Raw genomic sequence first — 24,238 nt, 5'->3', positions numbered from 1 at the left:
GGGGGATAAACAGCTCGTAAATGGCCTGATAAGTTTCGTTGGCCATCCGCCGGGGATAAAGAACCCCCAACGATGGAAGTTTCACTTTGTCACGCATTAACTGGCCGTAATACCCCCACATCAAGTCTTGAAGGTACCCCAACAAGAGTAAGTGGGGGATAAACGGCCAGTAAATTCCTGATAAGTTCAACTAACCATCAGTGGGGGATGGAGAACCCCCTCACTGATGGAAGTTTCACTTTATCTATTTTGAAGGGTGTTTACAGACGATGAAAAAGATTCTCCCAGCAAGATTGACTAAAAGATTTATCGTTTTAGGCCTGTTTCTGATTATGATTCCATTATTTGTAATCATGTATTTAGGTGTGATGTCTTCAAAGGGTATCATGGATAATCAGACAGAAAATCAGGCGATACAAGTGACCAAAAATCTTTCCAATCAGACTACGAATTTATTTGAATATAAAAAGAAGCTGCTTGAAAATATATCAGTAACCGATCGATTGACGAATCATGCATCGGAATGGACCCGTTCTGCAATCACAGATTTAGCCGTCAATGATGCTTTTTTTCAGCAGATTTATTTAGTCAGCCAGGACGGACGAATCCTCCATCAGGCCCCCACTAATCAGGAGGGAATGGATATCCTTCCTCCAAAACTTCAACCCATACTGGATGAACTGAAATGGAGACGTTCTTCCTTTTCGTCAACGATTGTGACGAAAAATGATAGAGTACCTGGTATTTTCATAGCCGTTCCGATACAGTCAGAGGAACATGGAGAGGTTCACAGCGGATTCATTGCACAGGTGAGTCCGGATTTCCTGCAAAAAAACAGCAAACAGAATATTGTGGGACAGGATGGAAGGAGCTTTCTCCTTGATCAGGATGGATCGGTACTCATAGATACAAACGATAATAAAAGTATGGGATTACGCCTGACATCTCCCGCTGTGGAAGAGGGATATTCAGGCAGGACAGGCATTCGCTATGAATCTGTGCTGCAGGAGGATGTGCTGATTGCCTACAGTCCCGTGGATCATCTTCCTTTTTTATCTGTAACGACAATCCCTGTTGATCATGTAAATGCCGCGACAAAAAATTTAACATTTTCATTAATTATGGGACTTGTTGTATTAACGATAGCTGTTACCATCCTTTTGTATTTTAGTGTGAGATGGGTGATTAAACCGATTAACGCATTAACAGAAGAAGCCAATCAATATGTTCAGGGTGGAAAATGGAAATTCAATCTGCTGCAGGAAAAAGACGAGGTAAAAACCTTATCGAAGGCCTTAAATTACATGGCCACCAGCCTGAAGGAAAAGGAACGCTATCTTCAGCTTATTCTGGGATCCTTTCCTTTTGGTGTCATTACCATGGATCCGCTGGGTAATGTGACATCTGTAAATGACAAAGCGAAACAGCTATTAAATCGTAAACATAAAAGGCTAAAAGGAAAGTCGATTTCTGCTTTGCCTGTCCCCTTAAAGGAACATTTTGAGACTTGTAAAAATGCCTCATCTGACTTTGAAGGAATAGAAGATGAGTATATATACAGAAATCTATATGGGCGCAAGCTTGTTTTAAGGCGGTTCAGCTCTCCTCTGTTAGATGAAAAGGGACAGGTGATTGGGGTTGTGACGACCTTCTGGGATATCACCAAAGTGAGGCAGCTGGAACAGCATATCCAGAGATCAGAACAACTGGCAGCCATAGGTCAGATGACAGCAGGCCTCGCCCATGAAGTGAAAAATCCTCTGGGTACGATACAAATGGCCAGTGATTTAATAGAGTCGGAATTTAAGGAACTGGAAGAGGGCTATTCCTTTAAAGGAAAGGGTCCTGAAACGATTAAGGAAGCGCTGAACGATATTCAGGATGAAACGGACCGTATGAACGAACTGGTGAAAAGCTTTCTGCAATTCAGCCGGGAAACGAAGAAAGAAGAAAGCATCTTTGATTTGACAGAATTAGTTAATGAAATTCTCCATCTACTATCTCACCAGATGAAACAGAAGAAAATTGAAATAAATACTATCTTCCCTGAAGAACAGGCATTTGTTAAGGGAGATCGCAACCAGATAACACAGGCCCTTTTAAATGTGTTCTTAAATTCTATGGATGCGGTTGATCAGCAGGGAAAAATCCAAGTTGCGATTGAAAAAGTGGACCAGCAATATGTGCTTGAAGTGATGGATGATGGAGTGGGAATATCCCAGTCTAAAATGAAGCGTATTTTTAATCCTTTTTATTCAACCAAGCAGGAAGGTACAGGGCTGGGATTATCCATCACGCATGATATTATTAATAACCACGGCGGTTACATGGAAGTAGAGAGTGAAACAGGCGTCGGAACAACGATGCTCATTTATTTAAAGCCTATAAATAAGGGGTCAAACGAGGAAGGGGAATGACGATTGAGTAAGCCAAAAACCATTTTATTTGTAGAAGATAACGAGAAATTCCGTCGACTTTCCACCATGACATTAGAAAAAACAGGATATCAGGTAGTTGAGGCTGCCAGTGGTGAAGAGGCTGCTCACAAAATCAATAAAAGAGAAATTGATATTATTCTGTTAGATATATTATTGCCCGATACAACAGGTTTAAAATTACTGGAAAGCTGGAAGCCGCAGTATGAGGACATCCCGATTATTGTCTGTACAGCCTATGGAGATATAGGAGATGCGGTAAAAGCGATGAAAATGGGGGCTTTTGATTATTTAACCAAGCCTATGAAGGCAGAGGAATTAAAGGTGGTCATTGAACGGGCGATTGAATGGCAGGATCTTCACTATGAAAACAGGGAGCTCAAGGCCGCTGTCGAAAATAAATTTCAGCTCCAGGGGATGGTTACCAGAAGTAGAAGTATGATTGACGTGTTTGACTTGATTGAACGGGTGGCTCCACAGGATGTGACCGTGCTCATGGAAGGGGAGAGTGGAACCGGAAAATCGCGATGTGCAAGAGCCATTCATCAGGAAAGTCGCAGGAAGGATGGTCCCTTTGTTAAAGTAAACTGCGCCGCCATTCCATCCAATCTGCTGGAGAGTGAATTATTTGGCTATGAAAAAGGCGCGTTTACCGGAGCAGATACATCGAAAAAGGGACTATGCCTAACAGCGGATAAAGGGACATTGTTTCTGGATGAAATTGGGGAAATATCAATTGATCTGCAAGCCAAGCTCCTGCAGTTCACCCAGGATAAAACCTTTACTCCATTAGGTAGCGGAAAAGAAGTCTCATCAGATGTACGTTTAATTGCTGCAACAAACCGCAATTTATGGGACATGGTTCAGGCTGGAGAATTTCGGGAGGACCTGTATTATCGATTAAACATCATAGGGCTGAAACTTCCGCCGCTAAAAGAACGGACAGAGGACATTCCCGGACTGATCCAGCAATTCCTGTCAGAATATGAGAAGGATTATCAGCGTTCTTACTCAATCTCAGATTCCCTGGTGCAGAAGCTGTGCAAATATCCATGGCCGGGAAATATCCGTGAGCTGCAAAACGCAATAGCCAGAGCGGTCGTTTTAACAACAGATGGCGAATTAAAACTGGACGATTTTCCTTATGAAGTGATTGAGTATTTTGAAGGGGATACTCATGGGGACGAAGAGGGTATCAACCTTTCCATTGATGAGGACTTCTCCTTGCCCGACCATATTGAGCAGGTGGAGGTTCATGCAATAGAAGAAGCACTAAGGGCCGAGCATGGCAATCAGGCGCGGGCCGCTGAACGATTGGATATTTCCAGACAAAGTCTATTGTATAAAATCAGGAAGTACAATATTGATTTGGACAGGGATTAAGAGAGAAGTAGACGTTTATTGAATAGCAGACATGGGCAAAGAAAAGCGCTTGGATCTCACATCATCCAAGCGTTTTATTTTATTGCTCAAAAGCCCTTTTCGTTGAATTGTAACTTCTTTAAATTTTCATTAGGAACTCCAGCTTCTATATAACTTCTAATCAACTTCCAATCATTGTTTTCATTCCTCTTAAATGTCTGAAAGAATAAGCTGACATTATCTAATTTTTTTCCATTCATAATGAGTGTCGCCGATAAAATGGCCATTACTTCATCTTGACGTAAAGGAATGATCGATACTGCATTTACGTCCCATTTATGACCTTCCTGTTTGGCATATGTAAACCCTTGTTCCCAGCCTGTTATCGCCTCTTTATAACCGAAGTCTGCCAATTCACCATTTGAAATCTCTCTGGCTTGATAATCTTTAGAAATCATTTCCTTTATGTCAGTTAAAGACGAATTTCTCCAAACCTCTAAATATGTTTGAAGAAACTTGCGAAATGAAAAATTGTCCATAATAATAGTCCTCCTATATCCTGCCTTAGATTTTGTCCGCTCAGCATAAGATTCTCAGTTTAATATTAACATAATATTCCATTATTTTTTAAAAAATATAGTCTGAGACACGGCCTTTTGCTTGTAACAAAAAACAGCCAATCAACCGCGTGGATTTGATTGGCTGTTCGATTTTTTTCATTAATAAGTGGCTTAAGATAAATGCTGCTCCGCTTGTGATGACACCGTTTTTTGCTTCAACAGGCCCCGGTCGTATAAATAAGTAGTTAGATACGGAACCATTAGCAGGAAGATCAATCCATAGAATAAATAATGAATATTTGAATGATCCACGACTAATCCTCCGAGTACAGGCCCTAACATACGGCCGCCTGTGGCAATACTATTAATCAGCCCCTGGTAATAACCGGATTTTCCTTTTGGAGCCAGTTGATCCGCTAAAGTTGGGACCGCTGGCCAGACTAAAACTTCACCTAATGTCAATATAATCATACCGGTTACGAACGAGGCAAAGGATTCGGCAAATAGAATATAGATAAAGGAAAACAGAAAGATCGTATTCCCAATATAAATATGAACTCTTGGAGAGGGAATCCACTTACCAATCAATTTTACGAGGGGCTGGGCAGCAATAATTAATACACCATTTATCGTCCACAGTGTACTGTAGTTACTTACGGATATTCCCAGCTCCTGAGTATAGGAAGAAATGGTGGACTGCCACTGAACGTAGGCAATCCAGCTTATAAAAAAGCCAATCCCCAGAATCATTAACGCACGGAAGGACGCTTTGTCTTTTCCTTTATCTTCCTGATAATCCATCCCGCCTGTGTAGGCGACATTGTCCATTTTTTGTTCAATGGGCTTAAATTTAAATAAAACGATGATAAAGAAAAGGAGAAACGTCACCGCATTTGCGACAAATATAAGCGAAAAGGAGATGCTGGCAAAAAAACCGCCAAGGGAAGCCCCGAGTGCTACACCAAGGTTTTGTGCCACGTATATGGCATTAAACGCACGCCTCCCTCCTTCTGGCCATGCAGAGCTTGCAAAGGCAAACATGGAAGGCTTCACCATTCCGGAGCCTAATCCAATCGTCATTAATAGAATCATATACGGAACGATGCTGTTGTAGAAAGCGAGCACGGTCGCAGAAAGCATGGAAATTGAAATTCCGAGCATGATGGTTTTATAGCCGCCGATTTTATCAAAAAGAGTACCGCCAATCAGATTCCCCAAAATGGCAAATCCCTGATTAAGCATTAAAATAATCCCTGCAAAGGCCAGAGATTTCCCTAATTCATTGTGCATATAGATTGTATTTAGGGGCCATATAAAAGAAGCCCCAGTGACATTAATGGCCATCCCGATAATAAGAATCCAGATGTGCTTAGGCATAATTATCCGACCTTTTCTGGTTGTAAAATAAATGAGTACTAGAGAATATTAATAGAATTTAAAGGGAAATGCAATCTTTTTCGCTATTTACCAAAATTTTGAGATGCCTCTATGATCATGAAGAAAAACAGGATTTTATAAACGCATCATTGATTTCTTTGGGTACTTAAGCTTCATATTAATCTATTTATTGAATTAGACGGGAATATAATTTAGCTATACAATGAAGGAAATGTGTGAAACGCAACTTGGGATGGAGTGAAAGAGGATGCAATTGATTTTAGCGGAAAAACCGTCCGTAGCGAAGAACATTGCCGATGCACTAAACGTTAAAGGCAAAAAGGATGGCTATTATGAAGGGGACAATTTCCTTATCACCTGGGCTTTTGGACATTTGCTTGAGCTCTATGATGCCAAAGATTATGACTCCAAAATGGCCCGCTGGAAAATGGACAACTTCCCGTTTATTCCGTCCAGTTTCCAGTATAAAGTGAAAAGCAACCCAAAAGACCGCTCCAAGCCGGACTGGGGTGTGCAAAAGCAGCTCAAAACTGTTCATCAGTTAATGAAACGAACAGATGTAGAAGCGATTATCTCTGCCTGTGATTATGACCGTGAAGGGCAGTTGATCGGGGACAGTATAATCTATAAACAGAAGCCGAAAAAGCAGGTCTATCGGTTGCTGCTGAATGAATGGACGCCAGAGGGAGTAAAAGAAGGAATGAACCGGCTCAGGCCCAACCAGGAATTGCGTCCTTTACTAGATGCAGGTATGAGCAGACAGTGGGCAGATTGGGTGATTGGAATCAACCTTACATCTGTAGCCACGTTGAAATATCAAAAGGGGAAAGGGAAGGCACTCAATATCGGGCGCGTTTTACTGCCAACGTTAAAAATTATTTATGACAGGGATAAGGAAATTGAGCAGTTTAAGCCGGAAGAGTATTTTAAACTTACGGCAGCCTTCAAAACGAAGGATGGAGAAACGTATGAAGGAACGTACATTGAAGAGAAACAGGAAAAGTTCAATGATCAGAACGTTTTAACCCGGATTCAGGATGCGGTCACGAACAAGGATGCAAACGTCATCGACAAGCAGGTGGAAAGGAAAAAAGAGTTCCCTCCTTATTTATTTAATCTATCAAACTTGCAGGGATTTATTACAAATAAATTTAAGGGCTGGTCCAGTGATAAAGTTTTGAAAGTGGCCCAATCTTTATATGAGAAAAAATTGATTACTTATCCTAGGACGTCCAGTATCGCCCTGGATGAAAGTCTGGTTGGAAAAACAGCCAAGGTATTAAAAGTCCATTCAGAGAATCTCCCTTATAAAGATGAAATTACCTTTAAAAAATCAAAGCGTGTCTTTAATAATCAAAAGGTAGAAAGCCATAGCGCAATTATTCCTACATACATGAAGCCGAAACAGCTGACCCGGGATCAGGAAATCGTTTATACAGCCATTAAAAATCGTTTTATTATGCAATTTATGCCGATTGCTGAATCAGAACAGACGCTGTTAAAAACGAAAGTGGATGCAGAGGATGTAAACGGGTACTTTTTAACGAAGGGTAAGGTCCAGATTGTTGAAGGTTGGAAAAAGGTTGACCATATTCAATCCAAAGATGTCATCCTGCCAAAGGTAAATCTGAATGACCAGGTTTCTGTGGTGGACGCAAAGGTTTCCTCCCATATGACCAAACCGCCAAAACGTCATACGGAAAAAACACTCCTTAAAGTGATGGAGACCTGTGGGAAGAGCTATAAAGAGGAAGAAGATGCAGGCGAGGACTCGAGCGATGAGGAAATGCTGGGCAGTATTTTGGCTGGTTTCAGTATCGGAACTCCGGCCACCAGGGCAGAAACGATCAAAAAGCTGAAGGATATCGGATATATTAAAGCTGATAAGAAAAATCTGATCTGTACTCCGTTAGGAAAGAGACTTGTAGAATCCTTCCCTATCCCGGAGCTGTTTGATTTGGAGTTCACAGGACGATTGGAAAAAACTCTATCAGATATTGAGAAAAACAGGGTAAAAAAGGACCAGTTTTTAGACCTGGTATTTTCCTTCACATCTGACTCGGTCGAAAAAATCAAGCAGGCTGAAGACATTACCATCAATGAGATCAAGTCATCGAAAAATAGCAATGAAGTCCTTGGAAAATGTCCGGTGTGCGGCGAAAATGTCGTCGATTCATACGTGGCCTTCAGCTGCAGCAACTGGAAAAAGGGAAAGGGCTGCTCATTCGCTATCTGGAAAAATGATAAGTACCTGGCCAGCATGAAAAAGAAGCCCACCAAAACGATGGTCAAATCTTTACTCAAAAACGGCCGCGCCCACGTAAAAGGCCTGACCAGCAAAAAAGGCAAAAAATTCAGCGCCTACCTAAAATACGAAAAAGACCCTGATAAAAAATACTTTTCATGGAAAATGGAATTTAAGTAGGTAGAAAAGCGAAGGCGACCGTTTAGTTCTCAGATCGTATAATTCATAAATTCATAAAAAGGAGTCAGAAACAATGGAAGTTCAAGAACAGCTGCATCAATATAAGGAAAATCAGAAAGACAGGGGAAGGCTGCTGATTAGCTGTCCGGATCAGCCGGGAATTGTCGCGGCTGTATCTCAATTTTTGTATAAATTTAACGCGAACATTATGGATTCAAATCAGCATTCAACAAACCCTGAGGGAGGAACCTTTTTTATCCGGATTGAGTTTGAGTGTCCTGATTTAGCGAATCGAAAAGAGGAATTAAAAAGCCAGTTCCATACGATTGCGGATAAATTTTCAATGAATTGGGATTTAAGTCTCGTCCAGGAGTTAAAAAGAACGGCGATTTTTGTATCCAAACAGCTGCATTGTCTCCGTGAGCTTCTCTGGGAATGGCAATCAGGAGATATGATGACAGAAATTGCCTTAGTCATAAGTAATCATGAAGAGGCTCGGGGCGTTGTAGAGTCCTTGAATATCCCCTTTTATTACATACCGGCAACGCGAGAAACCCGGCAGGAATCAGAGGAGCAACAACTGCAGCTTCTGAAGGAATACCAGATTGACCTGATTGTACTGGCCAGATATATGCAGATTTTAACGTCGGATTTTGTCCAGGCATATGAGCGTAAAATTATTAATATTCATCATTCCTTTTTGCCGGCCTTTGTGGGAGCAAAGCCATATGAGCGTGCTTATGAGCGGGGAGTCAAACTTATTGGAGCGACCTCACACTATGTAACGAATGATTTAGATGAAGGCCCTATTATTGAACAGGATGTGATGAGGGTTAATCATCGCGACCACGTTCAGGATTTAAAGAAAATTGGTGCTTCCATTGAGCGAAGTGTGTTAACCAGGGCTGTGAAGTGGCACTTAGAGGATCGAATTCTTGTCCATGAAAATAAGACGATTGTTTTTTAAAAGAAAATGGCATCCGCTTCAAGAAGCCTGAAAGCTATAAATCTTTTCAAACATTGAAGGCTATGACTGTAATTATGTCGAAATATATAGAAATATAGTTTAAATGTTATTACTTAGATAACTTACTAAGAAGCTTTCATTTTACTCGCAGAAAGTCGTGGGGGGATAACTTGAGAAAAAAGGGTTTATGGACCGCTATGATACTGGTGACAGCAGTGCTTTTGTTTACGTTATGGTATATCTATCCCAAACCATATACCCATACCTTTGAAGGAGTTCGCTATCAATTAGGCAGTGAAAATATGGGAATGGAGGAGCCAGTTACGATAAAACTTGATGGAGAAATTCAAAATCGTTTATTTGGAAACAGAACGTTTAGGGGCACAATCCTGATTGATGGCCAAAACATCCCTCCTGAGAATGCCGGGGAAGTGGGGATACAGTTTGATATTAAAGATCGCGGTGACGGTGTGAAGTATACAGTAATAAAAGAAGATGAGAATTATCCTTCATTATATTTTCTTGGAACCATCTTTTTAAACCAGCAGCTTGGTGAACTTGCCTTGACGATTCACGATCAGCGGGAATCAGGTTCAAGATGGAGCAGTAAGGATGGTATGATGATTACTGCTCCTGCCGGGAATCGCTCAGAAGCGCTTTCTACTGCAAATAAGCTGATGAGTGAAATTTTACAGCAGCCTTTGGAGTGATTTCATGATTTTAACGGAGGGAGGGGTTTTTATCGACAAGGTTTATTTTTTACATGGCTTCATGGGAACGGGTCAAACGCATTTTGCAAAGCAGCTGTCAGCTTTTAAAGATATGAACGTGGAAGCTGTTGATTTACCAGGGCATGGTTATTCAACAGAGAAGGCTGATAAAGAGTACTTTAAGCATGCGCTTCAATGGGTGATTTCTTATATTAAAGAGCGAGGAGAAGGTTATATTATCGGCCTTTCCCTCGGAGCTTCCTTAGCTGTTCATACGGCTCTAAGATCTCCTGAGTCTGTAAAAGGAATTGTGTTAACGGGGTACTCTCCAGAGATACCCGAGGAGATGACTGGAGCTATGGAACAGCAGTATCACTATTTTCGTAACATTGAAGATCGTGATGATGAACTTGTGCGGCATTTTAAGGATCTGCATGGAGATAAATGGAAGGATACACTGGAGAAAGTGTTATATTCGATGACCTATATCTATCCATCGTTATCTGCTGATGAGATAAGGAGCATAGCAGTGCCTGCACTTGTTTTAAATGGAAGCGAGGAATTACATGAGGCAGAAGCGGCTGCTAATATGAAAAGACAAAACACTCATATAGAAGTTGGTCTTATCCCTAATGCAGGTCACACGGCAAACATCGATCAGCCTGATATTTACAACCGTTTAGTTAGAGAATTCATTGGTAGAGTACATAGAGAGAGAACGAACATTTAGTCCGTTCTCTTTTTTAAACTTTGAGCAGTTCTGTCTCCAATGTCTTAAGAGATTGTTCCAAACGACTCGATGTATTCTTTACATCCAATAATTGCTGATAGGCCTCCTCGGTCTTCTGATTCTGGATGTGTGACTGAATCTGTTCCAGCTTTTGATGGTATTTTTCGTGCAGGTTTTTGGCCTTTTTAAAGGAAGACAGCAATTTGACTTCAGGATTATTTTCATACTTCCTCATCCATGTTCCTAATGCACAGCTGTGAGCAAGCAGGCTGCCCTCGATATTTTCAGTTTGATAGCCCAGTATTTGATTGTAAAGCCACCACTCCAGTAATCTATGCTCCGTTTCGGTCACCCTGATTAGCCGCTGTGAACGGATTAATCGGGATTTAAAGAATAATGAACTTCCTTTGACAATTTGCCGTCATATTTTAATAATTTATTCTGAATAGATTTATTCCGGATTGAAATGAGGCCGATATTATTATCTGTCTCCATTAAAGATGCTTTATTTGTCCTTAAATAATGAATTTCCTCGCGCCATTTCTCACTGCTACGGCTGTCAGGCGGCTGGTTTTCACCTGTATGAAGGCGGTTGTGCTCATCACAGGTTCGATAAATGGCTTTTCGTTTTCGCTTATACGCATTAAACCAGACGGCACTTCTCAGCAGGAGTCCCCATACTCCGGAAAAGCTCATATTATGAATGGGACTACTGGTGAATTGATAGATGGGCAGGTTCTGGTGATTCTTTTTTGTCACGATTGACTTGACGGACGCACCATAATGCACATCCCCTGATAAGATGATACAAGGCTTTGGATTCCAGGATAAAATCTGGTCCATGAGAAGTGAAAATCCGGCATGGTTATATTTCCAGGCCTCATAATCGAGCTGATAGCGGATCTGCACCCCTAAAGCTTTCAGCGGATAGACATAATCCTGTAAAAACGTTTCTATAAGACCGATTCCGTAGACAGGCGTAGCAGATACAATAATCAAAGGATCCCCTTTTTCCCAGCTACTTGAATACAGAGTATGATTTATTCGTTTCCAGCCCCTTTTGCCTATCAAATGGGGAGGAGGTATACTTTCCTCTAATAGATTTCCAATTTGCACGGGCTTTGGTGTCAGATCATAGCCACGCATGGTCCGTGTATCTAAAAATAAACTGACCGGTTTCGTTGGTGCTGTAAAATGCCAGGAATGAAAGCGCCATAGATGTTCAATCCAGATTGCATACACTGGTGAATCCGGAGAGAGGGAATGTAGATGCTTTGATAAAGTATCAATAAAACGATTATCAAATGAATCCGGCTGATTGCCCCAGCCTTGAAATAAAAAGTAAGCCGAGAGTCCATTAGCTACCACATGCCGGCCAAGTGGTGCTTCATAAACCGCTGTTCTCCATTCCTGGGAGAGATTCCAATCATCGGTAATATCATGATCATCAAAAATCATATAAGTTGGTGTGTTTGCCAGCACACGTCTGACCAGTGGAAGAGCCTTAAGATAGGACTCCATGTGATTTAACTGCTGCTGATACCGCAATTGATGCTCTTCAAATTCATCCATTCGTTCATCCTGATTTTCTTCATTTTCACCATAAATGAAATAATAAGCATCTTGTTTCATCAGGTCTACAAAGGCTGGAATTTCTGAGGTCTCCCATAATTGGGGACCGAAGTGAAGTAGATACTTTACCGCATATTCTGGGAATGACATCAGGTGATTGTGTGCATGATTGGAAGTGAACTGGCAGAATTGTTCTGAAATATATTGTCTTGCATGTATTTTGTTGATCGATGATTGCAGGGGCTCCTGTTTCAGGCGGGGATCAATATCTGTCAGGTCTTCGTTGTCTCCAAATAATCGCTTCACCCATTTTGTAACCATAGCAAATACTGGATCTGCAATATCATCCGCATAAATCTGATCGCCCATTAAAAACAGGGAGCCTGGTCGCTGATCCAGATGAAGATGATGCTGCTGGATGGCTAAATCTGCACTGGTAAAGGTATCCTGTCCCTCTCCGTGTGGCTTGCGACAGGATCCATAAAGAATATTCGTCTGTTTTCTTCCAGGTATAAAAAAGGTGGGAAGTTTTAATGTCCCGTAAACGATTGAATGAGGATTACTGTCAGAAAGGAGATTCAGGTCCCCTAAATCCACACGTTCACCCTGATATTGGAAAAATAAATTATAGCCTAACAGCTGATCAACAGGAAAAGATCCCTGTTTGGGAGTGAGTTTTATTAGTGAGATATACACATGTTCTCCAGCCTGAATCATGTCATGTCCTGTGGATACATTCAGGTACTCATATTGATGAGGATCATCCTGTATATCAGCCTGTGGATTTTCCTTAATTCGATAAACCTCGCCATCGATGAAATAGGGCTTACTTGCAGCTAACCAGATGTACGCTCCTTCCGGTGAAATCCTTCTAAGCACAGGACCTGATAAAAGTTTGGGGATAGGAAACATATGCCATCAACTCCAATAGATGAAAGACTGTCAATAAAGTGAAACTTCCATCAGTGGGGGTTTTCTCCATCCCCCACTTAGTCTTGTTAGGTTACCCTCAAAACTTGAAGTGGGGGTATTACGGCCAGTTAATACGTGATAAATAGTGGGAATTAGGTTCCACTAATAAAAGCTATGGGATAGCCTATTCATCTATTGGGAAGTGTGTGTATGTCGTGCCTGGACAGGCAGATTATTTCGGGTGCCGTTTAAATGATGCCTAAGCGTTTTTTTGAATGTTTTTGTAAAGCTGCTGGTAGGCTTTCGATTCGTCCTGCATACCCATCTCCTGATAAACTTTTGATAGCCATCTGACCGGTTTAGGGTCATCTTCCTTTAATTCCATTTCAAAGCTGAAGCATTCAATGGCCTGCTGGAAATGTTCAAATTGAAAGTATAATTCACCTAAAAGCTGCTGTTGGTCGGGATCATTCTCTATCTCAAGCATTTGATCAATTTTACGTAAAATGGGTAACTCCGGGTGTGTGCTTTTAAAGGGCTCAGCCCATTCTGCCACATAGGATATATCATGATCCAGGAGAAGCTGATTGACACATTTATTTAATAATTTTTCCAGGCGTATTGAATCAGACTGATAGAGGGAGGGGAGGAGCTGATTAAATTTATTAACATCTATTTCACGGGATTGAACATGGATCTGATCCAGCACAGATTCAACGAGTGGAACCTCTGTTTCAGGAATGGTCAGAGCATGATTGGTAATCATATCAATCATTTTATGAGGCTTGCTTAATGCACTGGAAAGCTTTATCAGGTCCTGGGTGATCGGTTTGAAATCGCCAGTTGAATCAAGAAGAGATTGTAATACATCTGCTACTTGTTCCTTGGTTAAGTATTCATCGAGCATAGAGTAAAGCTTATGATAGTGAGGTTCTGTCGGGTTTTTCGAAAACTTATAAATGGTGATCGCCAGCAGGTCAGTCAGACGGTCCTCCTGCTTAAGAAGCGTGGAGAGGGCTTCAAAATATGAGTCATCCTGAAGATTGTGGAAGTATACCTTTTCGGCAAATAAAGGATCTTTTTGAAACAGGTCACTATCGGGGTGATTATACCACTCGGCATAGGCTTGGAACTCCAACTTTTTGGCAAAGTCCTGAACCCATGTATGGTCTGGATGTACATCTAAGAGCATCCGGATGATTCGATAGCTTAGGTAGGTCTGCCCATTTCGGCGGTAGCGGTAAAATAATTCCTTAAAGTAGGAAACCAGCTCTTCTTTTTCTATAAAGGAATCAAAAAATGCTGCGATTAAACCTGCTTCATAGGGCGTATGTTTTTGTTCCATTTTCCTGAATAATTGCTCAAAGGAATGCTTACGAAACGATTTTTCGGATGAAAGGAAGGCTACTGTTAAGGGGTGCTGGGCGGAACATACAATACCTGAAGTAAAGGCCCGGTCGGCAAAGGAATCCGGTTTTACTTGCGGTGATTTTACATAGGTAAGATAGTGGTCTTTATAGAAAAATAAAAAATAGGTCGTTTCATCGTCATTAGCTTCTACAATTTTACTCTGTTGATATAGCGCCATGCGTCGTACTTCCAGTTCGTGCGATTGTTTCTGGTGCTGAATCGAGACCGTTTGTTCGGACATGTAAATACCTCCTTCGCTTTCCTATACTATAACATATTTTCCCTCCTGGAAACGAACCGGAAATTTTTCTGAGCTGAAAATAAAAGGATAAATTTAACGAATGGAATAGGACAAAAATTTGTCAAAGATGTGATATTATATAAATTGTAGAAAACTGTTTAAGGAGAGAAGCGGAATGAATCCAAAATCTCAATTTATAGATGACGGACACGCTGCTAAGCAAAGTACCGGGAAAATATTGTGGCAGCTCACCCGTCCTCACACGTTAACCGCATCCTTCGTACCGGTTTTAATTGGTACGGTTTTGGCCATGCATTACGGTGACTTGTCTGTGCCATTGTTTATGGCGATGCTCTTATCCTGTCTTTTTATACAAATTGCTACAAACATGTTTAATGAATATTATGATTTCAAACGTGGTCTTGATAACGAGGAATCTGTAGGAATTGGGGGAGCAATTGTACGAGATGGCTTCAGGCCTGAATCGGTATTACGAATGGCTGTAGGTTCCTATGGGATTGCACTGTTACTGGGGGTTTACATTTGTATGTCAAGCTCCTGGTGGCTGGCTGTTGTCGGATTAATCGGTATGGGAATTGGCTACTTATATACAGGTGGTCCTTTACCGATTTCTTCAACGCCTTTAGGTGAACTGCTGGCAGGGCTATGTATGGGGTCAGCATTTATTATCATTTCCTTTTTTATTCAAACCGGTTATGTGAATGGTGAGAGTGTACTTATTTCCATTCCTGTTGCTATTTTAGTCGGGGCGATTAATATGGCCAATAATATACGAGATCGTGAAGGGGACGAGAAATCCGGGAGAAAAACGCTCGCGATTTTGCTTGGGCATAAAAAAGCAGTGATTTTCCTAGGCATTTTGTTTGCGATTGCCTATTTATGGATTATCGGCTTAGTGATTGCGGGAATCCTTACTCCATGGCCGCTGGTTGTCCTTCTCAGCCTGCCTAAACCGTTAAAAGCCTATCGTGAATTTATTGATAAAAAGCTTCCGGTACAAATGATGCCGGCGATGAAAGCGACGGCTCAGACGAATACGATCTTCGGATTATTGCTGAGTGTCGGATTATTTATCAGTACTCTTGATTGAACGCCTTAATACACAGGCGTTTTTTTCTTGTCTTCGAATGGATACTAGTTAGCACTTATGCTAAATTTGATGATAATAGCAATTTTATTTATATAATAAGAAGGACGTTGGTCTAAAGGAGTCTTTTTATGAGTAACCAGCAGGATTTTACTCAAGGGAATATTTTAAAGCAGCTATTGTTTTTTTCAACCCCGATTATTTTTACCAATCTGCTCCAGACCTCCTATCAGTTTATTGATAGTCTTTGGGTGGGTAATTTACTGGGGGCAAATGCACTTGGAGCGGTAGCGGTTTCCAGTACGATTATTTTTACGATTTTATCATTTGTTATTGGCATTAATAATGCTACGCTAACCGTCTTGTCCCAGCAGAAAGGACGAAACGATGAAGAGGGTTTAAAAAGTTATGTGAACGCCTTTGTGGTCGTTCTGACGGTGATGTCTCTTTTCCTGGGATTGATTGGGTTTCTTTTTGCTGAATGGATATTGTCGCTGATGGGAACACCAGATGGGATGATGACGGAAGCCAAAGCCTATTTGCAAATCACATCATTGGGATTTTTGTTCCTATTAGGCTACAACTTTATCGGAACGGCCCTGCGTGCGGTTGGGGATAGCCGGACTCCGCTTCGTTTTGTGATGATGGCTGTTATTTTAAACACCCTCCTGGATCCTTTGTTTATTGCTGTTTTGGATTTAGGGGTTAGCGGGGCAGCCTTAGCTACCGTCTGTTCTCAAGGATTTGCGCTATTATACGGATTATATTTTGTACTTAAATATAACCGGATTCCTTTTACCGTGCCGAGGATCCCGAAGAAGCAGGAAGTTACGCTTATTCTGCATTTAGGGATTCCCTCAGGGCTGCAGATGTCTGTCATTTCCGCCGGCGTTGCAGCGATCATGAGTGTCGTTACATCCTTTGGAGAAGGCGTGGTTGCAGGATTCAGTGCGGCCCAGCGACTGGATAGTGTACTTATGCTGCCGGCACAGGCGCTGGGGACCGCTGTGAACAGTATGGCCGGTCAAAACATTGGTGTAAATAAGTGGAAGCGAGTCAATCAAATTGCAAAATACGGGTTTTTCTATAACCTGGGCTTCATGCTTATGATTGCCTTTCTGCTTGTCTGGCTGGCGGATTTCGGTATACGTCTTTTCATTCAGGAGGAAGAGGCTGTCCAGTTTGGCAGTGATTACTTAAAGACGGTTGCCTTTTTCTATCCATTTCTGGGAATTAATTTTATTCTGAATGGTATTGTGCGGGCATCGGGAGCGATGTATCAGGTGCTCGTGTTAAATATTCTGTCGTTCTGGGTATTGCGTTATCCGCTTACGTATTTGTTTTCATCCCTATTCGGAGACCATGGAATTGCGCTGGGGATGGGGATCAGCTTTGTCATCAGCAGTCTGTTTGCCTTTCTGTATTTTCAGTTTGGCGGATGGAGAAAGAAGGAGCTATTTAAAGAAAATAAAAATGAGAACTAAATATATCGTGATAAATCCTCTCTAATCTGAAAAAGGGAGGATTTTTTCATTTATGTGTGAATGAAATAGAATTTATGCTCATATGGTCTTTAAAAAGGTTATCGCTTACCAGAAGGAGGGAGATGAGGCTTTGGTGCAGTCTGAACCTAAGATACCGAAAAAAATCTGGCAGGCCAGACAAAGAATTCAGCCCTTTGTTCAAAAAACCCCGCTTATTCCATCCACGATTCTTTCAAACCTCACGAATAAAAAGGTCTATTTCAAACTTGAAACGGCAAATGCCATAGGTGCATTTAAACTAAGAGGGGCGGCGAACAAAATCCTTTCCCTCTCAAAAGAGGAGCAGAGCAAGGGCGTGACCACCTTTTCAACAGGAAATCATGGGTTGGCGGTCTCCTATGTGGCGAAAGCATTAGGCCTAAAAGCAGTTGTATGTGTTTCCAATCGGGTCCCACAGGAAAAAATCGATGCATTAGCCCAGTTTGGTGCGGAATTGGAGATTGCGGGAGATAGTCAGGATGATGCTGGTGAGCGCTGCCGGGAATTGGAAAGTAAATACGGTATGACCATCGTTCCGCCATTTGATGATCAGGAAGTGATTGCGGGTCAGGGAACGATCGGCCTGGAATTGCTTAACGATTTGCCCCAGGTGGATCATTGTATCATTCCTTTGTCAGGAGGTGGATTATTAGCGGGGATAGGAGCGGCCATAAAAAGTGTTGATCCAGACGTTCGAATCTCCGGGGTATCCATCAAAGGAGCGTCGGCTATGAGTGAGAGTCTGAAAAAGGGCTATCCGGTTGATGTTGCGGAAACAGACACGCTGGCAGACAGTCTCTTAGGTGGAATTGGTGCTCATAATCAATATACCCTGAGAATGGTAAGAGAGGTGATGGATGATCTGCATCTGTTAACCGAACCTGAAATAAGAAGAGGAATGTCTCATATGGTATTCAAAGAGCAGGTTATGGTTGAAGGTGCTGCGGCTGTGGGTACCGCTGCTTTATTGGAGGAAAAACTGGAGCAGCCCGGAGAATCCATTGTGCTAATAGTTAGTGGGAAAAACGGTGACATCAGCGCCTTAAGAGAGGAGCAGGATCAGCCATTGGAGGATAAAAAGGGGGCGTGTTTATGAAAATTTATACCGAAAACGAGCTCCGAAATACGGTGAACGTAAACGAGGATGTCATCAAAATTATTGAGGACGGGTTTGCCAGTCTGGTTACCAAAGAGGTCGGAATGCCACCGATTATGCGGATTGATATTCCTGAAAATAATGGAGAAGTGGATTTGAAAACAGCCTATATTCCAGGGTACGGCAAATTTGCCATTAAAATGTCATCTGGTTTCTTTGATAACCCGAAACTAGGACTCCCGAGTGGAAGTGGCATGATGATTTTATTAAGCACGGAAACAGGACGGCCACAGGCGATTTTATTGGATAATGGCTACTTAACCGATGTGCGGACAGCTGCAGCGGGTGCCATTAGTGCAAAGTATTTTGCAAAGGAAATGATTGATACAGCTGGTGTGATCGGTGTTGGAAACCAGGCCCGTTTTCAAATTGAGGCACTGGCACAGGTACGCAGCTTCAAAAAATTACAGGTTTACGGGAGAAATCAGGAGAAAGCCATTTCCTTTAAAGAGGATATGAAAAAGAAACTTAATGTAGAGGTAAAGGTTTGTCCGACTATGGAAGAGGTTGTAAAAAGCAGTGATACAGTTGTCACAACAACCCCGGCGGAGCATCCATTAATCCAGTCTGACTGGCTTCATCCCGGCCTTCATATTACCGCCATGGGATCGGATGCAGAACACAAACAGGAAATTGCCGCAGATGTGTTTTCCCATGCAGACCGGATTTTTTGTGATGTCAAAAGTCAGTGTGTGCGGCTTGGGGAGCTTCATCATGCAAAGGATGAGGGTGTGATTACAGATCAAACGGAGATAACCGAGCTTGGTCAGGTTATTACAGGTCATAAATCCGGGCGAACTTCAGATAATGAAATCACCATTTGTGACCTCACCGGAACAGGCGTACAGGATACAGCAATCGCTCTATCAGCCTATGACGAGCTGGAGCGTTATTCAAAAGGGCTCGAAATCACCAATGCATAACCCTCCAAAGCAATGACTGCCTGAGAAAAACATAAGGGAGGGATCTGATGTGATGTTCCCGATTATGGAATATAAAGAACGAATGAAAAAGACGAAGGAAAGGATGGCGCTGGAAGGAATGGATGTATTACTCGTAACCAATCCGTCCAATATGAATTATTTGTCAGGGTATGATGCCTGGTCCTTTTACGTTCATCAGATGCTCGTGGTTATCCTTGATGAAGATCAGCCTCTGTGGATTGGCAGGAAACAGGATGCGAATTCAGCCAAAACAACGACCTGGATCGATCACGAAAATATTTTTTCCTATACGGACGACTATGTGCATGCCATTACCAAACACCCCATGGATGAAATTGCACGTATTTTAACGGAAAAAGGATTTGGAAACTGTGTGATCGCAGTGGAAAAGGAAAACTATTATTTTACGGCTAAGGCATTTGAGCAGCTGCAAAAAGGTCTCCCCCAGGCAACATTTAAGGATGCCTCTTTACTGGTGAATTATGTGAGACTTATTAAGAGCGATACAGAAATCAGTTATATGAAAAGAGCCGGAAAACTGGTGGAAAAAGCAATGAAAACCGCCGTTGAACAAATTAAAGAAGGGGTAAGAGAAAACGAGGTTGTGGCCAATATTTTCTATACGCAAATTTGGGGAACCCATGAATTCGGCGGGGATTATCCTTCCATCGTTCCCCTGCTTCCTTCCGGGGAAAGCACCTCTTCCCCTCACATCACCTGGTCCGATAAATCATATGGAAATGGCGACTATGTCATTATAGAACTTGCCGGCTGTTATAAAAGGTATCATGCGCCTTTGGCAAGAACCCTGGTCATTGGTGAGGCGAGTCAGAAGGCAAAGGATACCGCCAAAGTTGTAAATGAAGGGATTGAGGAAACGCTGGCCTTTATTAAGCCGGGTGTGACGTGTGAGGAAATCGAGGAGGTCTGGCGTACAACCGTTGCCCAATATGGCTTTATAAAAGATTCCCGAATAGGATATTCCATGGGGCTGAGCTATCCGCCTGACTGGGGGGAACATACAGCAAGCCTGAGAGCGGGAGACAAAACCATTCTGCGGCCGAATATGACCTTCCATCTTATTCCGGGTATATGGTATGAGGATTTTGGCATTGAGATTAGCGAATCTTTTGCCGTAACGGATAGTGGAATTGAGACTTTTGCCAATTTCTCGAGAGATCTGTTTGAAAAATAAGAGCTGTCTCTATATCGAGACAGCTCCATTAATCATATTTTTTCAGGATTTATCACGTATTAACTGGCCGTAATACCCCCCACTTCAAGTTTTGAGGGTAACCCAACAAGACTAAGTGGGGGATAAACGGCCAGTAAAAACCTGATAAGTTCAACTAACCATCAGTGGGGGATGGAGAAAACCCCCACTGATGGAAGTTTCACTTTATGCTCCAAAGCCCTGTTTCATGACTTCATCCAGGTACTGATGTGCTTTGTTTTCGTCTATATTCTTCACCATTACAAGCTCACTGATTAATACCTGCTGTGCGTTTGTCAGCATATTTTTGTCAGCAGTTCCGAGTGTTTTGTTTCTGCTGATTCTGGTTAAATCTCTGATCACTTTAGCTTCTTCAACTATGTCACCGCTTTTTATTTTCTCCATATAGACTCGATGTCTCTGGTTTGGATGAACGTTTAAATCATCATCGTCTGTTGTCAAAGCCGTTTGCATTTCCTCAAGCTTATCTGAATCTACAATCTTACGTAATTTAAGCTTATCCTCATTCCCTTTAGGAATCATGACATTCATATTTTGAGTGGGGATCTTCATGATGTAATAGAGCTTTTTCTCTCCTCTGAACTCCTTTTCTTCAATGCCTTCAATAACACCAGCGCCATGCATTGGGTAAAAAATTTTATCACCAATTGTAAACAATAGGACACCCCCAGGTTCATTCATAGTTATATTATAACATAAAATTTCCTAACAGTAAAATTTTATATTTTACCACCATACTATTATGATGTCAACAAATTTATGATAAAAAATCGCTGCTTGTCTAAAGATTCTAACAATGATTGACATCCATGACCGCATAGGCTAGGGTATGTACAAAATGAGTTAAGGGAGGAATGATTTTGAGAATTGTTTTCTATGAGCCTGAAAATACGTTTGGTCAGATTCGGACAGGAGTGTTGTACGATAACAAGGTCATTGATGTGAATGAAGCCTATCGGTCGTTCCTTACATATAACGAAGCCTCTGCATCGTCAGCGGACCAGCTTGTGCCTGCTTCAGTCAATGATTATCTTGCTCTGGGAAAGGCAGCTTTTGATCGAACGAAGGAGGCCGTTTCTCACGCCATAGAACACCAGGAAGACAGTGTGATGCTGGACCGAAATCTGGTCACATTAAAGGCACCTCTGAAGCAGGGAGCTAAAGTGATATGTGTTGGAAAAAATTATCGGAACCATGTCTCGGAAATGAAAAGTGAGATTCCTGATTTCCCCGTGCTTTTTGCTAAATTCTCAAATGCTATGATTGGGCCGGAAGATCAGATTCAAAAATCCTCTAAAACGAATAAGCTGGACTATGAAGGTGAGCTTGCTCTGATCATCGGTAAAGAAGCGTCCCAGGTCTCCCGGGATAAGGCTTTGGATTATGTTGCAGGATATACAGTCGGAAATGATGTATCGGCAAGAGATCTGCAAAAGCGGACCCCTCAATGGCTGCAGGGAAAAACGTTGGATCATAGTACACCCATTGGCCCTTGGATGGTAACTGCTGATGAAGTGCCGGACCCCCACGACCTGACAATTAAGACCACTGTCAATGGAGAGCAGAGGCAGTACTCCAACACCCGTCACTTTATTTTTAATATTCCCTATTTAATTGAATTTATTTCAAGTTTAATTACTTTACAGCCTGGTGATGTGATTTTAACAGGCACACCGGATGGCGTCGGCTTTGCTATGGACCCGCCCCAATTTCTTGAAAATGGAGATCAAATAAAGATTGAGATTGAGAAAATTGGAATTTTAGAGAATGATGTAAGGCAATAATAATGCAAAGAAACAGATGAAAATGTATAATTTTCTTTGTAGCTTTTAACTCTACAACTAGAAACCAGCAAGGAGGAAGCAGCATGAGATCATCTAAGAAGACATTGTTGTTAGCCATGGCTATATTGCTGACAGCCTTTTTGGCAGCCTGTGGCGGTAATGATAATGCTGAGGAATCAGGAGAAGGTGAAGACAATAATCAGGTCTTACATCTAAGTAATGGGGACACCATTCCTACTATGGATTCATCGATGGCAACAGACGAATATGCCTTTCAATTCTTAAGTGCAACAACGGAAGGTCTATATCGTTTGGGTAAGGATGGTGAAATTAAGGAAGGAATCGCCAAAACTCACGAGAAAAGTAAAGATGGACTGACATGGACATTTGATTTACGTGAGGATGCTGTCTGGTCAAATGGAGATCCTGTCACAGCTCATGATTTTGTTTATGCATGGCAGCGGGCGGTTGATCCTGAGACAGGTTCAGAATATGGCCCTTATATGATGAGTGGAGTGATTAAAAACGCAACAGCCATCAGTGAGGGCGACATGAAACCCGAGAAGCTTGGTGTTGAAGCAGTGGATGACTATACGTTAAAAGTCAACCTGGAAAATCCTGCTCCATACTTTGAATCATTAACGACATTTGGTACATTCCTGCCGTTAAACGAAGAGTTTGTTAAAGAGCAGGGTGACAGTTATGGGACAAGCTCTGATACATTATTGGCAAGTGGTCCTTTTATCCTTGAAGACTGGGAAAGCACTTCAACCTCATGGACTCTTAAAAAGAACCCGGACTACTGGGATGCTGACACTGTTCAGCTGGAAAAAATCACATTTGATGTCATGAAGGACCCGCAAAGTGCTGTGGATTTATATAATAAAGGTGAACTGGACCGTGTGAATCTTACCTCTGATCTTGTTGATATGTATAGGTCCGAGGACGAGTTTTCCACAGTTACAGAACCTGTGTTAACCTTTATTAAATTTAACCAGACGGAAAAAGAATCTCTCCAGAATGTTAATATTCGAAAAGCCATTAGCTATGCCATCAACAAAGAGGCTATGGTGAATGAAATTATGAATAATGGAGCGATTGCTGCCACAGGTGCGGTTCCAAAGAACTTTTCCTTCCATCCCGAAACAGGAAAAGATTTTCGTGAAATCAATGGAGATATGGTTAGCTTCGATAAAGAAAAAGCTTTGGAGTATTGGGAAAAAGGACTTAAAGAAATTGGAAAGGATACCGTTGAGCTTGAGTTCTTATCCGGTGATACAGAAACCGGTAAAACCATTAACGAATATATCCAGAACCAATTACAGCAAAACCTTCCTGGACTTAAGGTTACTCTGAAGCAGGTGCCGTTTGAACAGCAGCTGGATCTAACCTCCAATATGAACTATGATATGGCTATTTCATCCTGGGGGGCCGATTATCTTGATCCATATGGCTGGCTGAACCTGTGGCTGACTGATGGAGGAAATAACGAAACAGGCTATTCGAATTCTGAATATGATCAGTTAGTTCAAAGCAGTGTTACAGAATTAGCTCAGCAGCCGGTTAAACGTTTCGAAGCGTTGCTTGAGGCTGAAAAAATTGTATTTGAAGATGCCGTAATTGCTCCATTATACCAGCAGGGCAAAGCACAATTAACCAACCCTGATCTGAAGGGTGTCATTCGAAATGACTTTGGTGCAGAATATGAATATAAATGGGCCTATATGGAATAAATAGGCTATTGAGGGAGAGAGCATATACCTGGTA

At 41.8% G+C, this 24,238-nt stretch carries 19 protein-coding genes; 13 read left to right on the top strand and 6 right to left on the bottom strand.

The window, feature by feature from the left end; translation table 11 throughout:
• The first annotated feature begins 269 nt into the window (after window positions 1-269).
• Both ABD006_RS06185 and ABD006_RS06180 read left to right on the top strand, forming a co-directional pair.
• The gene (locus ABD006_RS06185; RefSeq protein WP_343838821.1) at window positions 270-2,417 is read left to right on the top strand and encodes an ATP-binding protein; all 2,148 of its coding nucleotides are present in this window, start codon (window positions 270-272) and stop codon (window positions 2,415-2,417) included.
• 3 nt (window positions 2,418-2,420) lie between these two features.
• Window positions 2,421-3,818: a sigma-54-dependent transcriptional regulator gene (locus tag ABD006_RS06180; protein ID WP_343838820.1), complete on the top strand. Its 1,398-nt coding sequence runs from the start codon at window positions 2,421-2,423 to the stop codon at window positions 3,816-3,818.
• Between the two features lie 86 nt (window positions 3,819-3,904).
• On the opposite strand, the gene ABD006_RS06175 is transcribed toward ABD006_RS06180, so the two are convergent.
• Together ABD006_RS06175 and ABD006_RS06170 are read right to left on the bottom strand one after the other, a co-directional pair.
• Window positions 3,905-4,336 (bottom strand): flavoprotein, encoded by a 432-nt coding sequence (locus ABD006_RS06175; protein ID WP_343838816.1) that lies wholly within the window; start codon window positions 4,334-4,336, stop codon window positions 3,905-3,907.
• 192 nt (window positions 4,337-4,528) lie between these two features.
• Entirely contained in the window at window positions 4,529-5,734 is a 1,206-nt protein-coding gene (locus tag ABD006_RS06170; protein ID WP_343838814.1) for an MDR family MFS transporter, read from the bottom strand.
• Between the two features lie 268 nt (window positions 5,735-6,002).
• Here ABD006_RS06170 and ABD006_RS06165 point away from each other — a divergent pair, with 268 nt between their 5' ends.
• The 4 genes from ABD006_RS06165 to ABD006_RS06150 all read left to right on the top strand — a co-directional run bounded on the left by ABD006_RS06165 (window position 6,003) and on the right by ABD006_RS06150 (window position 10,587).
• Window positions 6,003-8,180, top strand: a complete 2,178-nt coding sequence (locus ABD006_RS06165; protein WP_343838812.1) for a type IA DNA topoisomerase — start codon at window positions 6,003-6,005, stop codon at window positions 8,178-8,180.
• A 73-nt stretch (window positions 8,181-8,253) separates the two neighbouring features.
• A complete protein-coding gene (gene purU, locus ABD006_RS06160; protein ID WP_343838810.1) occupies window positions 8,254-9,147 on the top strand; it encodes a formyltetrahydrofolate deformylase in 894 nt (297 codons plus the stop codon).
• Between the two features lie 170 nt (window positions 9,148-9,317).
• Window positions 9,318-9,857: a hypothetical protein gene (locus ABD006_RS06155; protein ID WP_343838808.1), complete on the top strand. Its 540-nt coding sequence runs from the start codon at window positions 9,318-9,320 to the stop codon at window positions 9,855-9,857.
• A 4-nt stretch (window positions 9,858-9,861) separates the two neighbouring features.
• Window positions 9,862-10,587, top strand: coding sequence for an alpha/beta fold hydrolase (locus ABD006_RS06150; RefSeq protein ID WP_343838806.1), 726 nt, complete (start codon window positions 9,862-9,864; stop codon window positions 10,585-10,587).
• 13 nt (window positions 10,588-10,600) lie between these two features.
• On the opposite strand, the gene ABD006_RS06145 is transcribed toward ABD006_RS06150, so the two are convergent.
• From ABD006_RS06145 to ABD006_RS06135, 3 genes are all read right to left on the bottom strand, one after another.
• On the bottom strand, window positions 10,601-10,939 hold the full coding sequence (locus ABD006_RS06145; protein ID WP_343838803.1) for a CZB domain-containing protein: 339 nt from the start codon (window positions 10,937-10,939) through the stop codon (window positions 10,601-10,603).
• A gap of 23 nt (window positions 10,940-10,962) precedes the next feature.
• On the bottom strand, window positions 10,963-13,071 hold the full coding sequence (locus ABD006_RS06140; RefSeq protein WP_343838801.1) for a metallophosphoesterase family protein: 2,109 nt from the start codon (window positions 13,069-13,071) through the stop codon (window positions 10,963-10,965).
• 259 nt (window positions 13,072-13,330) lie between these two features.
• Window positions 13,331-14,722 carry a hypothetical protein gene (locus ABD006_RS06135; protein ID WP_343838799.1) on the bottom strand — a complete coding sequence of 464 codons (1,392 nt, stop codon included), beginning with the start codon at window positions 14,720-14,722 and terminating at the stop codon, window positions 13,331-13,333.
• A gap of 175 nt (window positions 14,723-14,897) precedes the next feature.
• On the opposite strand from ABD006_RS06135, the gene ABD006_RS06130 reads away from it, so the two are divergent.
• From ABD006_RS06130 to ABD006_RS06110, 5 genes are all read left to right on the top strand, one after another.
• The gene (locus tag ABD006_RS06130) at window positions 14,898-15,833 is read left to right on the top strand and encodes a 1,4-dihydroxy-2-naphthoate polyprenyltransferase (protein WP_343838797.1); all 936 of its coding nucleotides are present in this window, start codon (window positions 14,898-14,900) and stop codon (window positions 15,831-15,833) included.
• Window positions 15,834-15,961: 128 nt separating this feature from the next.
• Window positions 15,962-17,314: an MATE family efflux transporter gene (locus ABD006_RS06125; protein ID WP_343838795.1), complete on the top strand. Its 1,353-nt coding sequence runs from the start codon at window positions 15,962-15,964 to the stop codon at window positions 17,312-17,314.
• An 82-nt stretch (window positions 17,315-17,396) separates the two neighbouring features.
• A complete protein-coding gene (locus tag ABD006_RS06120; protein ID WP_343838793.1) occupies window positions 17,397-18,449 on the top strand; it encodes a pyridoxal-phosphate dependent enzyme in 1,053 nt (350 codons plus the stop codon).
• On the top strand, window positions 18,446-19,432 hold the full coding sequence (locus tag ABD006_RS06115; RefSeq protein ID WP_343838791.1) for a cyclodeaminase: 987 nt from the start codon (window positions 18,446-18,448) through the stop codon (window positions 19,430-19,432). The genes ABD006_RS06120 and ABD006_RS06115 overlap by 4 nt, the downstream gene beginning before the upstream one ends.
• Before the next feature lie 49 nt (window positions 19,433-19,481).
• A complete protein-coding gene (locus ABD006_RS06110; RefSeq protein ID WP_425542192.1) occupies window positions 19,482-20,648 on the top strand; it encodes a M24 family metallopeptidase in 1,167 nt (388 codons plus the stop codon).
• A 204-nt stretch (window positions 20,649-20,852) separates the two neighbouring features.
• Here the strand turns inward: ABD006_RS06110 and ABD006_RS06105 are convergent, their stop codons facing one another.
• On the bottom strand, window positions 20,853-21,344 hold the full coding sequence (locus ABD006_RS06105; protein ID WP_343838789.1) for a CarD family transcriptional regulator: 492 nt from the start codon (window positions 21,342-21,344) through the stop codon (window positions 20,853-20,855).
• 197 nt (window positions 21,345-21,541) lie between these two features.
• Between ABD006_RS06105 and ABD006_RS06100 the strand changes: the two genes are divergently transcribed.
• Together ABD006_RS06100 and ABD006_RS06095 are read left to right on the top strand one after the other, a co-directional pair.
• Window positions 21,542-22,471 (top strand): fumarylacetoacetate hydrolase family protein, encoded by a 930-nt coding sequence (locus ABD006_RS06100; RefSeq protein WP_425542191.1) that lies wholly within the window; start codon window positions 21,542-21,544, stop codon window positions 22,469-22,471.
• Between the two features lie 83 nt (window positions 22,472-22,554).
• Window positions 22,555-24,204 (top strand): peptide ABC transporter substrate-binding protein, encoded by a 1,650-nt coding sequence (locus ABD006_RS06095; RefSeq protein ID WP_343838785.1) that lies wholly within the window; start codon window positions 22,555-22,557, stop codon window positions 24,202-24,204.
• The last annotated feature ends 34 nt before the right edge of the window (window positions 24,205-24,238 follow it).

Origin of the sequence: Salinibacillus aidingensis, from assembly GCF_039522525.1 — a bacterium.
In the GTDB taxonomy this organism is placed as follows: Bacteria; Bacillota; Bacilli; order Bacillales; family Alkalibacillaceae; genus Salinibacillus; species Salinibacillus aidingensis.
The sequence above is the reverse complement of the archived record's forward strand: the minus strand, read 5'-3'. Positions and strand labels throughout refer to the sequence as shown.

Bases quoted from the DNA above. Each gene is read 5' to 3' on its own strand.
- ABD006_RS06185 (WP_343838821.1), top strand. From the start codon at position 270: ATGAAAAAGATTCTCCCAGCAAGATTGACTAAAAGATTTATCGTTTTA.
- ABD006_RS06175 (WP_343838816.1), bottom strand. From the start codon at position 4,336: ATGGACAATTTTTCATTTCGCAAGTTTCTTCAAACATATTTAGAGGTT.
- ABD006_RS06170 (WP_343838814.1), bottom strand. From the start codon at position 5,734: ATGCCTAAGCACATCTGGATTCTTATTATCGGGATGGCCATTAATGTC.
- ABD006_RS06165 (WP_343838812.1), top strand. From the start codon at position 6,003: ATGCAATTGATTTTAGCGGAAAAACCGTCCGTAGCGAAGAACATTGCC.
- purU (WP_343838810.1), top strand. From the start codon at position 8,254: ATGGAAGTTCAAGAACAGCTGCATCAATATAAGGAAAATCAGAAAGAC.
- ABD006_RS06150 (WP_343838806.1), top strand. From the start codon at position 9,862: ATGATTTTAACGGAGGGAGGGGTTTTTATCGACAAGGTTTATTTTTTA.
- ABD006_RS06140 (WP_343838801.1), bottom strand. From the start codon at position 13,071: ATGTTTCCTATCCCCAAACTTTTATCAGGTCCTGTGCTTAGAAGGATT.
- ABD006_RS06135 (WP_343838799.1), bottom strand. From the start codon at position 14,722: ATGTCCGAACAAACGGTCTCGATTCAGCACCAGAAACAATCGCACGAA.
- ABD006_RS06130 (WP_343838797.1), top strand. From the start codon at position 14,898: ATGAATCCAAAATCTCAATTTATAGATGACGGACACGCTGCTAAGCAA.
- ABD006_RS06125 (WP_343838795.1), top strand. From the start codon at position 15,962: ATGAGTAACCAGCAGGATTTTACTCAAGGGAATATTTTAAAGCAGCTA.
- ABD006_RS06120 (WP_343838793.1), top strand. From the start codon at position 17,397: ATGGTCTTTAAAAAGGTTATCGCTTACCAGAAGGAGGGAGATGAGGCT.
- ABD006_RS06115 (WP_343838791.1), top strand. From the start codon at position 18,446: ATGAAAATTTATACCGAAAACGAGCTCCGAAATACGGTGAACGTAAAC.
- ABD006_RS06100 (WP_425542191.1), top strand. From the start codon at position 21,542: ATGATTTTGAGAATTGTTTTCTATGAGCCTGAAAATACGTTTGGTCAG.
- ABD006_RS06095 (WP_343838785.1), top strand. From the start codon at position 22,555: ATGAGATCATCTAAGAAGACATTGTTGTTAGCCATGGCTATATTGCTG.